The organism is Corallococcus sp. 4LFB, from assembly GCF_046520365.1.
Taxonomy (GTDB): domain Bacteria; phylum Myxococcota; class Myxococcia; order Myxococcales; family Myxococcaceae; genus Corallococcus; species Corallococcus caeni.
This window is the reverse complement of record NZ_JBKGHJ010000343.1, coordinates 1-9,646: the sequence shown is the minus strand read 5'-3', so window position 1 is coordinate 9,646 and position 9,646 is coordinate 1. Positions and strand designations below refer to the sequence as shown.

The following is a 9,646-nucleotide window of genomic DNA, read 5'->3' as shown; positions in this document are numbered from 1 at the left end:
CGCGGCCCAGCGCCTTCGCGCACGCGGCGCGGGTGGCCCAGAACAGGTCCGCGTCCTTCAGCGCGCGGCCCAGCGCCTCCACCGACCTCAAGCCCCCGTCCTTCCCCAGCGCGTGCGCGGCCTCCGTGCGCGCGCGGGCCTCCGGCGCCTTCGCCAGCTCCTCGCGCCACAGCCCCACGGCCTTGTCCACGTCCAGCGTGCCCAGCACGTCGCGGCGCGGATCCACGCGCACCTGCGTGGGCGCGGCGGGGCAGGGCAGGTGGAAGCGGTGCTCCGCGTCCGTGAGCTCCAGCCGGTGGCGCGTGTCCTCGCCGTTCACGGTGACGGCCACCTCCAGCGGGAGGCGGAACACGGGCGTGCCCGAGTCCGTGGCTTGCGTCTGGCGCACGCTGATGCGCAGGCGCGCGTCGTCCGCCTCGTAGCGGACCTCCACCTTCAGCTCCGGGTGGCCGGGGGAGAAGACGTACTGGTCGAAGACGGGGTCCAGGTTGTGGCCGGTGGCCTGCTCGAAGGCGCGCGCCAGGTCCACCGTCTCCACCACGCCGTGGCGGTGGGCCGCGACGTAGTGGCGCAGGGCGCGCACGAAGAGGTCATCCCCCACGCGGCGGCGCAGCTCGTGGAGCACCAGCCCGCCCTTCTCGTAGAGGTGGCGGTCGAACAGGTCCATGGGCGCCTGGAACTTCCGGGCGACGATGGGGCGCGCGTAGCGCTCGCGCGTCTCGGACAGGTACGCCTCCAGGTCGAGCGCGCGGTGGTGGTCGGCCTCGTCCCGGCTGTCCCCGTGCTCCTTCCAGAGGACCTCGAAGTAGGTGGCGAAGCCCTCGTTGAGCCAGCCGTGGGGCCAGTCGCGGCAGGTGAGCAGGTCGCCGAACCACTGGTGCGCCAGCTCGTGGGAGATGAGCGGCTCGGCGTTGTAGTCCAGGTGGGCCCGCGCGTCGTGCAGCACCGTGTCCACCAGCGTGGTGGCGGTGGTGTGCTCCATGCCGCCCAGGATGAACTCCGTGACGAACACCTGCGCGTAGACGCTCCACGGGTAGGGCTCGCCGGTGAGGGACTCGTACGCGGCAATCATCCGCGGCGTGCGCGCCACGCACCGGAGCGCGTCCTCGCGGCGGCCCCTGGGGAACAGGTAGCGCAGCGGCGTGGTGCCGGCGGTGTCGGTGGCCTCGTCGAACTCGCCCACCACCAGCGTGACGAGGTAGGGCGCGTGCGGCTGCGCCATGCGGTGGTGCTGGGTGCGGCGCTCGCCGGTGGTGACGTCGCTGACGAGCACGCCGTTGGACAGCGACGTCATGTTCGCCGGGAAGGTGGCGATGACCTCCGACGTGGCCTTCTGCGCGGGCGTGTCCAGGCAGGGGAACCAGCACCGCGCGTCGATGTCCTGCCCCTGCGTCCACGCCTGGAGCGGACGGTCGGGGTAGCCCGCGTCGGGCCCCAGAAGTAGAGGCCGCGGCGGGGACGGGCGCGGTAGGTGAGCGCGATGTCGCACGCCTGGCCCGCGTCGAGCGCGCGAGGCAGCTCCACGCGCACGTGGGCGCCGGAGTTGGAGAAGGCGGCGGAGCGGCCGTCCACGCGCGCGTCGGTGACGTCCAGGTCCACGGCGTCGAAGGTGACGGTGGACACGGTGCGCACGGCGCTCACGCGGGTGGTGCACGTGCCGGCCAGGGTGTGCTGGGCGAAGTCCAGGTCCAGCTCGATGCGCACGTGCTCGGCGCGCACGGGGCGGGGCGCGGCGTAGTGCTCGGTGGCGCCGGGGAGGCTGAACGGATGCGGGTCGGAGGACCCGGCGGCGGCGGGGGCGTGGCGGTGGCAGCAGCGCATAGGAGGGGGTGACTCTTTCGCAAGCCCGCCCCCGGGTCGAGCCGCTTTGAACCGCGCCTTGCCGGAAATCCAGGAACCGGACCCGGCGGGTTGGGAGGGGAACGGATGGGGGGCCGGGGCCTGAAGGCCCTAAGATGGGAGGACCGTGCAGGCCGTTCTCTACTTCTCCGACAAGCAGGTCCGCGAGAAGCTCTTCGCGTTCGTGGACGCGGCGCAGGGGCTGATGCTGGTGGCGGGGGTGCGCCACGGCGCGGCGATGACGCGTCCGCCGCAGGCGCGTGAGCCCTTCGCGGCGCTGGAGGACGTGTTCGGGCACGTGCTGTCGCAGGTCATCGTGGCGGACGAGGGCACCCCGGAGGGCATGTGGCGCGATCCGCTGGGGGACCTGGGCGACCGGCTCTACCCGGAGGACAAGAAGCGCGCCTACGCGGCGGCCACGGGCTACGTGCTGCTGGAGGGTGGCCGGCCGCGCGCGGTGGTGCGCAAGCACGCCAGCCCCACGGAGGACCTGTGGTTCCTCCAGGAGGCCCTGAGCCGCCTCTCCCCGGCCATCCCCGCGCCGGACCCGGCGAAGCGCCCGGGCCACCGCCGCCCGGAGCCCGCGCCGAAGGCCCCGCCACGCTACGGCCCCGCGAGCGATGAAGCCACACCCCCGCGCGGTCGTCGTGCCGTGAGCCCGCCGCCCGCCGTGCCTGATGCGAAGGACCCGTGGACGGTGCTGGGCATCGAGCGGGGCACGCCAAAGGACGAGGCGCGCAAGGCGTTCCGGACGCTCATCGCGCAATACCACCCGGACAAGGTGGCGCACCTGGCGCCGGAGTTCCACGCGCTCGCCGAGCGCCGTACGCGTGAAATCCTGGACGCGTGGGAGGCCCTGGAGCGCGACGAGGAATGAGTCGGGCGCGTCAGTGCACCGTGCGGCGCGGCTTCGTTCGCGCGGGGCGCTTCAGCCGGGCCTCCAGGTAGTCCTTCAGCACCACGGCGTTGTTGTGCTCGGTGTCGCGGGCACCGTAGAGCAGGGTGACGCGGCCCTGGCGCGCGGCCTCGAGCAGCGGCTCCCACGCGTCGTGGTGCGCGTCCAGCTCGCGGGTGTAACGGCGCCGGAACTCGTCCCAGCGCGCCACGTCGTGGGCGAACCACCGCCGCAGCTCCGTGCTGGGGCCCACCTCGCGGGGCCAGCCGTCCAGGTGGAGGTCCGCCTTCTTGAGCCCCCGCGGCCACAGCCGGTCCACCAGGAAGCGGGTCCCCGCCCGGGGAGCCGGGCCGCCCTCGTCATAGACGCGCTGGAGTCGAATCATCGTCGCGAGCCTCCGAAAGGACACGCTGCCCACGCGAGGCGCGCGCGGGGAGCACCCGGCGGGGACGCGGCGGCCTGCTTCTCAGGTCACCAGCACCGGCGCCGGGGCCTCCAGCCGGAAGCGCGCGATGAGCGGCACGTGGTCGGACAGGCCATGGAAGCGGCTGTTCAGGTCTCCGAAGGGCCGCGTCTCATCCGCGTCCAGCCAGCTCACGCCGCCACCGGAGAACAGGTGGTCCAGGTGCATGCGCATGTGCATGAAGCCCGCGGTGGGGAACCCGCGGGCCAGGGCCGGGTTGATCTGCCCCACCGCAGCCTGCGCGCACGTCAGGTGCGCATCCGCCGTGAGATAGCGGTACACCGGCGACGACGGCGGCGAGTTGAAGTCCCCGCACACCACGAACGGCTCGTCCTTCGCGTGCAGCCCGATGAAGCCCGTGAGCTTCTTCGCCTCGTGCAGCTGGTTCACGCCGCAGCCCATCTTGTCGCGCGTGGCCCAGAACTCGCGGGCGAACGGCGTGGGCAGGCTCAGGTGCGTGTTGAAGATGTGGAACGCGCGCTGGTCGCCACGGCGGATGACGCGCATGTGCGCGCAGATGCGGCTCTGCTTGCGCTCCTTGAGGCCCTGCACGTGGTGGTGCGTGATGTGCTCCGGCGCCTCCACGTTGTGCCGGTCCACCTGGAGCGTGCGCGTGTTGACGAGCATCGCCAGCCCCGTCGTGTACAGCGACACCTCGCCCACCTTGTAGTGGTGCGCGCGGAAGTAGAACGCCTCGTAGGGCATCTCCCTCCCCTGGAGGGCGAACGTCTCCTCCACGCGCGCCATGAAGGCCTCCAGCTGCGTCTCCCCCGGGCGGACCTGCCGGTGCGCGATGTTGCTGCGCAGCGACATCGTCTCCACCTCCTGCAAGCACACGACGTCCGGCAGCGGATCCAGCGTGGCCAGGGCGGCGGCCACCCGGCGCTTGGGCCCCACGGTGCTCGCGAGCCCCCGGAGCATGTGTCCGAAGTAGCGGACGTTGTACGTGACGATGCGTAGCGGTGACGGCTCCATTGCGGCTCGCTACCTCCCCAGGCTCGCGGCGAAAAATGGGAAGCCCCGGGACGAACGTCCAGGCCTCCCCCCTCTCTTCACGATGGGATGCGCCCCCGCCATCCGCGATGTGCCGACAAGCGGACGAAGCCCCCGCCCGCCCGCCTGCTCACGGAGCGGGCTTCAGCCGCACCATCGTGTCCAGCAGGTGTTCTAGCGCGCGGTCCGGGTCGTCGCACAGGCCCGCGTGCACCGGGCCCGTCTGGAGCATGGTGCTCCGGGGCGCCACCAGCCAGTGCCAGCGCTCCTTCTGCGGCAGCCGCCCGATGGGGCCCGCGTCCCTGCCGCCCACGCACACGCGGCGGAAGCTCTCCAGGTGGCCGCTCAAGAGCTCCACGTCCGCGTCCGGCGACAGCGCCTTCAGCCGCGCCACGTCCAGCTCCACGCGCGCGCCCAGGTAGCGGTGCTGCACGCAGAAGAGGACGACGCCCACGTTGATGAACTCCTCGCGCTCCACGCGGGGCACCAGCCGGATGATGGCGTAGTCAAACGAGCTGGGCGTGGGCACGCGTCGCCTCCTCGATGAACCCCGGCGCCGCTTCCAGCCTGCGCAGCAGCCACGTCACGTACGCCGCGCGGTGCTCCGCCGTGGACGCGAACGCGGGCTCCTGGCCCAGCCACGCCTCCGGAATCGCCCCCACGATGCGCTCCACCACCTCACGCGTCACCCGCTCCTTGAGCAGGTCCCCGGCCTCCGCCAGCCCGTGCGCCCACGGCAGGAGCACGTGGTCCTTGATGGGCGCGAAGCGCGTCTGGCTGCGCTCCTCCCACCCGTCCCAGGAGTGGTGGAAGTACAGCGCCGCCCCGTGGTCGATGAGCCAGAGGTTGCGGTGCCACACCAGGAGGTTGGGGTTCTTCGGCGTGCGGTCCACGTTCGTCACGAACGCGTCGAACGCCACGATGGCGGACGCCACCTGCGTCTCCGGCACCGGCACCGCCAGCGGGTCGAACGTCACCGAGCGCGGCAGGTAGTCCAGCGCCAGGTTCAACCCCGCGCTCGACTTGAGCAGCTCGCGGATTTCACTGTCCGGCTCGTTGCGGCCCAGCGACACGTCCAGCTCCACGAACACCAGCTCCGGCACCCGCAGGCCCAGCACGCGCGCCAGCTCCCCCGCCAACAGCTCCGCGATGAGCGCCTTGGCGCCCTGACCCGCCCCACGGAACTTCACGACATAGAGCCCCGCGTCGTTCGCCTCCACGATGGCGGGCAGCGAGCCCCCCTCGCGCAAGGGCGTCACGTAGCGCGTGGCGGTGACCGTCCTGAGCATCCCTCGTCCTCGACAGTTCCCGGGCACTCCGGGGGTGGCGGCTCTACCACGGCCCTGCCCGCCGGGGGAAACACCCCGCACCCCGCCCGGCTTCCCGCGCCGCTCCAATTCAGTTGCGCGCAATTCAATTGCACACTACATATTCCCCATGTCGACGGATGACCTCCTCCGGTTGGACCTGCAGCTGTGCTTCCCGCTCTACGCGGCGTCGCGCGCGATGGTGCAGGCCTACACGCCGCTGCTGGCGAAGCTGGGGCTCACGTATCCGCAGTACCTGGTGATGCTGGTGCTGTGGGAGACGGACGGGGTCACGGTGAAGGAGCTGGGGGAGAGGCTGTACCTGGACTCGGGGACGCTCACGCCGCTGCTCAAGCGGCTGGAGGCGCAGGGCTTCGTGCGCCGCGAGCGCTCCACGCAGGACGCGCGGTCGGTGACGGTGTCGCTCACCGCGCAGGGCAAGGGGCTGCGCCGCAAGGCCGCGGCCATCCCGGAGGCCATCGTCTGCCGCACGGGTCTGACGCTGGAGGAGCTGTCGCGGCTGCGCCGGGACATCCAGCGGCTGTTCGAGAAGGTTTCTTCACGCAGCGCTTGAGACACGCAGCATCCACTCACGAAGGAGCAACACCATGGCCCCGGTCCAGATCTCGCCGCTCTACTCCACCACCGCCATTACGCACGGCGGCCGCAACGGCCGGCTGCTGCTGCCGGAGAGCCCGCTGGACGGCCTGGAGCTGGCCATGCCGAAGCCGCTGGGCGGCTCCGGCAAGACGACGACCACCAACCCCGAGCAGCTCTTCGCCGCGGGCTTCTCCTCCTGCTTCGAGAGTGCGCTGCGCCTGGTCGCGGGCAAGGCCGGCAAGAAGCTGGATGAGAAGGCCGGCGTGAAGGCCACCGTCACCATCGGCAAGACGCCGGAGGGCGGCTTCGGCCTGGCGGTGGAGCTCACGGGCATCCTCCCGGGCGTCCCCCGCGAGGAGGCGCAGCAGCTGATGGAGGCGGCCCACCAGGTGTGCCCGTACTCCAACGCCACGCGCGGCAACATCGAGGTGAAGGTCTCCGTCGCGGAGTAGTCCTTCACGGACCCGGGCTCTCCTCCGCTGGGAGGGCTCGCGGTTCGGCCGGCAGGAGCGCCAGCAGGTTGTTCTGGATGTTCTGGCAGATGGTGTCGAGCGGCAGGTCGTTGTCGTCCGTGCCGAAGGGGTCTTCAATCTCGACGCCGATCTCCTCGATGCCGAAGAAGACGTACGCCACCACGAAGGTGGCCGCCACTGTCACCCAGCCAAAGGTGTCCACCAGCGCGAAGGGCAGGGTGAAGCAGTAGAGGATGAGCGCGCGCCGCAGGTGCACCATGTACGCGAAGGGCATGGGCGTGCGGTGGATGCGCTCACAACCCCCCAGGTAGTCGATGAGCAACTGGACGTTCTGGTCCAGCTGCATCTGGACGTACTCCGGATACAGCCCCTGGCGGCGGCCTTCATCCAGCACGGCGGTCATCCGGCGGGCCACGGCGAGCGGCACGTGCTGGGCCTTGAGCACGCCGGCCACCTCCCCTGGGGGCAGGGTGTCCGTGTGGGGGCCGACATGCCGCTGCTGGCCGCGCAGCCACGCGGCGGTGGCGAAGGGGAACGCGGCCGTCCAGCGCACCAGCGGGGCGTAGAGCGGCGTCCTGCCCAGGAACACCTCCGACGCGCGGGCCAGGTTGCGCGTCTCGTTGACGATGCCGCCCCACAGCTTGCGGCCCTCCCAGAAGCGGTCATAGGAGGCGTTGGTGCGGAACACGAGCAGGAGGCTCAGCGAGATGCCCGCCAGCGTGTGCACCGTCGGCGGCACGCCCACGCTGCGCACGTGCTGGGAGAAGCCCGCCACGGCCGCGGCCCAGACGACGCACAGCAACACGCGACCGACGATCTCCTTCACCATCGAACCGCGTAGGTAGTGGAAGTAGCTCCACCAGCGATGCGGGTCATACTCAACCATGTGGGGTCCATCCTCCGGGTCGGGGGCGCGCATGCTAACCGCACCGCGACGCGTCGCGAGCGGCGCTTTGCGAGATTGCGGATGCCTGGCGTCTCGGGTGATGGCCGGGCGTCGGGGGCATCGGCTAAGGAGGAGGACGGTCCGCTCATTCTCCTCATGGAGGAGTCCCCATGCGCCGTCACCTCACGCCCCTGCTGATGTTCCTCGCCGCCAGCGCGGGCGGTTGCAGCTTCATGCGTACGGACGTGCTCCTGGACACGCTCAACACCCCGGACGCGTCGCCGCCCAAGGACATGCCGTCCCGGGTGCCGGCGGTGGAGCGCGTGGCGGGGATGACGCGCGCGCAGCTGACGGACTCCTACGTGGACCCGGCGCGCGCGGGCGCGTGGATGGAGGCGCTGGGCGCGGCTCCGGAGGCCGTGCTGGACATGACGGCGTGCCTGGTCCAGCACGCGGGCAACGACACGGCGTCCTGCTATGAGAACGCCGAGCGCACGGGCTACGTGGACCGGACGGTGAAGGCGTCCGCGTGGGGCGTGCCGCAGCCGGTGCAGTCCCTCTCCGTGGCGTCGCCGGCCGTGGAGGAGGTGGACGCGCAGCGCTTCCTCGCGAACACGCTGGGCATTGGCCCGTCGCTGGCGGCGCTGCAGCAGTCGCTGGAGGTGCCGCTGACGCGCGAGGTGCTCGCGCAGGGCATCCAGAAGGGCGCGGCGTCCGCGGCCGCGTACGTGCGGGCGCGCTCGTGGCGCCGGGACCTCCAGCGGCCCAGCAACGCGGTGGTGCTGAGCGGCGGCGGGGCCAACGGCGCGTTCAGCGCGGGGGCCATCTGGCGGCTGCTGGGCATCCTGGAGCAGTGCCGGGGCAAGCCCGCGCCGGAGGGCTGCGGGGACGCGCGAATCGACCTGGCGGCGGGCACGAGCACGGGCGCGCTCATCAGCACGCTGGTGGACCTGTTCCACACGCCGGGCCAGGAGGCGAACGCGCGCAAGCAGCTGCTGGGCAACTACACGTGCACGGTGGAGTCGGACCTGTACTGCGTGAACTCCACGTGGCTGTGGAACCTGGCGGAGGACACGCGGGGGCTGGTGCGGTTCGACGGCATCTATTCGAAGCTGGATCAGTTCATCCAGCCGGAGATGTTGCACAACGGCACGGAGCTGGTGTCGGTGTCGGTGGACTTCCAGACGGGCGACGTGTTCAGCGTGAGCGACCAGGACCCGGCGGACTTCAAGGCGGGCGCGTCGGACAAGCTGCGCAAGGGCGGGATGACGAACGCCATCGTGGCGTCCATCGCGGAGCCGGTGCTGTCCAACCCGGTGGGCGTGCTGCCGTCGGCGGCGGGCGACCGCACGGGGACGTACTACGACGGCGGGGTGCGCTCGGGGCTGCCGCTGCTGCAGGCGGTGCAGCGCGGGGCGGAGCGCGTGCTGGTGATTTCGACGGGGGGGGCCAACCCGTCGCCGTCGGCGGATCCGAAGAACGCGATGAGCGTGCTGATGCGCACCATCGACCTGTTCGTGGCGCAGCCGCGCGTGGGCGAGGTGCAGCAGGCGGAGCTGCTCGCGGTGACGCGCCGGCTGGGCGAGTACAACGTCTGCACGCTGCGCGGCGCGACCGAGGACTTCTGCCGCCGCAGGGGCCCGGGCTTCCAGCCGCCCTCGCTGGGGCCGGGGGCGGGGCAGTCGGTGTGGATGGCTCGGCGCGCTTCGACCAGGTGGCGACCAGCTGGCGCAGCGCGTGGATGTTCAAGCCGGAGACGGGCCTGGCGACGGCGAGCGGCTACTCCTTCACGCCGGAGGTGATGCAGCCGCTCTTCGTGGCGGGCGTGGAGTCCCTGCAGAAGCGCTGCGCGGAGGTGCTGTCCCTGTTCGGCGTGCAGGGCACGCTGGCGGCGAAGGAGTGCGCGCGCCCGCTGGTGGAGGTGGCGGACGAGGCGCGCGAGGCGCTCCCGTCCGTGGCGCAGTGCCGCGCGGACAAGCCGGAGCGCCGCACGTGTAACTGACGCTACTGCCCGCCGTCCTGGACCCACCTGCCCCAGCCCGCGAGCGCGGTGCTGTCCTCGGCCACGCGCTTGCCCTTCGGAGGGGCGCGGAAGACGGCGTCGGAGAGCGGGGTGAAGCGGGCCTCGTCCGCGAGCCCCTGGAGCGCGGCGCCCCACGGCTCCGCGGCGTAGTGGGTCACCTGCACGCG

General features: G+C 71.8%; 13 protein-coding genes. 5 read left to right on the top strand and 8 right to left on the bottom strand.

The genetic code is table 11. From position 1 onward, the window contains the following. Both ACLEQD_RS29510 and ACLEQD_RS29505 read right to left on the bottom strand, forming a co-directional pair. The coding region (locus tag ACLEQD_RS29510) for a M1 family metallopeptidase (protein ID WP_410388604.1) at nt 1-1,351 on the bottom strand (1,351 nt) is incomplete at its 3' end. Beyond that, nucleotides 1,291-1,821, bottom strand: a complete 531-nt coding sequence (locus tag ACLEQD_RS29505) for a hypothetical protein (protein WP_410388606.1) — start codon at nt 1,819-1,821, stop codon at nt 1,291-1,293. The genes ACLEQD_RS29510 and ACLEQD_RS29505, both read right to left, overlap by 61 nt. 145 nt (nt 1,822-1,966) lie before the next feature. Between ACLEQD_RS29505 and ACLEQD_RS29500 the strand changes: the two genes are divergently transcribed. After that, nucleotides 1,967-2,716: a DnaJ domain-containing protein gene (locus tag ACLEQD_RS29500; RefSeq protein WP_410388602.1), complete on the top strand. Its 750-nt coding sequence runs from the start codon at nt 1,967-1,969 to the stop codon at nt 2,714-2,716. Nucleotides 2,717-2,726: 10 nt separating this feature from the next. Here ACLEQD_RS29500 and ACLEQD_RS29495 read toward each other — a convergent pair whose 3' ends face one another. From ACLEQD_RS29495 to ACLEQD_RS29480, 4 genes are all read right to left on the bottom strand, one after another. Then, nucleotides 2,727-3,119 carry a DUF488 domain-containing protein gene (locus ACLEQD_RS29495; protein ID WP_410388600.1) on the bottom strand — a complete coding sequence of 131 codons (393 nt, stop codon included), beginning with the start codon at nt 3,117-3,119 and terminating at the stop codon, nt 2,727-2,729. Between the two features lie 81 nt (nt 3,120-3,200). Then, a complete protein-coding gene (locus ACLEQD_RS29490) occupies nt 3,201-4,172 on the bottom strand; it encodes an endonuclease/exonuclease/phosphatase family protein (protein ID WP_410388598.1) in 972 nt (323 codons plus the stop codon). 148 nt (nt 4,173-4,320) lie between these two features. Continuing rightward, nucleotides 4,321-4,719: a DUF3037 domain-containing protein gene (locus tag ACLEQD_RS29485; protein WP_410388596.1), complete on the bottom strand. Its 399-nt coding sequence runs from the start codon at nt 4,717-4,719 to the stop codon at nt 4,321-4,323. Next, complete coding sequence (locus tag ACLEQD_RS29480; RefSeq protein WP_410388594.1) at nt 4,697-5,479, bottom strand: HipA family kinase; 783 nt, start codon at nt 5,477-5,479, stop codon at nt 4,697-4,699. The genes ACLEQD_RS29485 and ACLEQD_RS29480 overlap by 23 nt, the downstream gene beginning before the upstream one ends. Before the next feature lie 148 nt (nt 5,480-5,627). Here ACLEQD_RS29480 and ACLEQD_RS29475 point away from each other — a divergent pair, with 148 nt between their 5' ends. Together ACLEQD_RS29475 and ACLEQD_RS29470 are read left to right on the top strand one after the other, a co-directional pair. Further along, nucleotides 5,628-6,071: a MarR family winged helix-turn-helix transcriptional regulator gene (locus tag ACLEQD_RS29475; RefSeq protein WP_410388592.1), complete on the top strand. Its 444-nt coding sequence runs from the start codon at nt 5,628-5,630 to the stop codon at nt 6,069-6,071. Nucleotides 6,072-6,105: 34 nt separating this feature from the next. Beyond that, nucleotides 6,106-6,549, top strand: a complete 444-nt coding sequence (locus tag ACLEQD_RS29470) for an organic hydroperoxide resistance protein (RefSeq protein ID WP_410388590.1) — start codon at nt 6,106-6,108, stop codon at nt 6,547-6,549. Nucleotides 6,550-6,553: 4 nt separating this feature from the next. Here the strand turns inward: ACLEQD_RS29470 and ACLEQD_RS29465 are convergent, their stop codons facing one another. Beyond that, nucleotides 6,554-7,456, bottom strand: a complete 903-nt coding sequence (locus tag ACLEQD_RS29465) for a bestrophin family protein (protein ID WP_410388588.1) — start codon at nt 7,454-7,456, stop codon at nt 6,554-6,556. Between the two features lie 170 nt (nt 7,457-7,626). Here ACLEQD_RS29465 and ACLEQD_RS29460 point away from each other — a divergent pair, with 170 nt between their 5' ends. Together ACLEQD_RS29460 and ACLEQD_RS29455 are read left to right on the top strand one after the other, a co-directional pair. Further along, nucleotides 7,627-9,258, top strand: a complete 1,632-nt coding sequence (locus ACLEQD_RS29460; RefSeq protein ID WP_410388586.1) for a patatin-like phospholipase family protein — start codon at nt 7,627-7,629, stop codon at nt 9,256-9,258. Next, nucleotides 9,198-9,458 (top strand): hypothetical protein, encoded by a 261-nt coding sequence (locus ACLEQD_RS29455; RefSeq protein ID WP_410388584.1) that lies wholly within the window; start codon nt 9,198-9,200, stop codon nt 9,456-9,458. The genes ACLEQD_RS29460 and ACLEQD_RS29455 overlap by 61 nt, the downstream gene beginning before the upstream one ends. Nucleotides 9,459-9,460: 2 nt before the next feature. On the opposite strand, the gene ACLEQD_RS29450 is transcribed toward ACLEQD_RS29455, so the two are convergent. Beyond that, nucleotides 9,461-9,646, bottom strand: a 186-nt coding sequence (locus tag ACLEQD_RS29450) for a DUF6068 family protein (RefSeq protein WP_410388582.1), incomplete at its 5' end; no start/stop codon positions are given.

Bases quoted from the DNA above. Each gene is read 5' to 3' on its own strand.
- ACLEQD_RS29470 (WP_410388590.1), top strand. From the start codon at position 6,106: ATGGCCCCGGTCCAGATCTCGCCGCTCTACTCCACCACCGCCATTACG.
- ACLEQD_RS29505 (WP_410388606.1), bottom strand. From the start codon at position 1,821: ATGCGCTGCTGCCACCGCCACGCCCCCGCCGCCGCCGGGTCCTCCGAC.
- ACLEQD_RS29480 (WP_410388594.1), bottom strand. From the start codon at position 5,479: ATGCTCAGGACGGTCACCGCCACGCGCTACGTGACGCCCTTGCGCGAG.
- ACLEQD_RS29455 (WP_410388584.1), top strand. From the start codon at position 9,198: ATGTTCAAGCCGGAGACGGGCCTGGCGACGGCGAGCGGCTACTCCTTC.
- ACLEQD_RS29495 (WP_410388600.1), bottom strand. From the start codon at position 3,119: ATGATTCGACTCCAGCGCGTCTATGACGAGGGCGGCCCGGCTCCCCGG.
- ACLEQD_RS29490 (WP_410388598.1), bottom strand. From the start codon at position 4,172: ATGGAGCCGTCACCGCTACGCATCGTCACGTACAACGTCCGCTACTTC.
- ACLEQD_RS29475 (WP_410388592.1), top strand. From the start codon at position 5,628: ATGTCGACGGATGACCTCCTCCGGTTGGACCTGCAGCTGTGCTTCCCG.
- ACLEQD_RS29460 (WP_410388586.1), top strand. From the start codon at position 7,627: ATGCGCCGTCACCTCACGCCCCTGCTGATGTTCCTCGCCGCCAGCGCG.
- ACLEQD_RS29465 (WP_410388588.1), bottom strand. From the start codon at position 7,456: ATGGTTGAGTATGACCCGCATCGCTGGTGGAGCTACTTCCACTACCTA.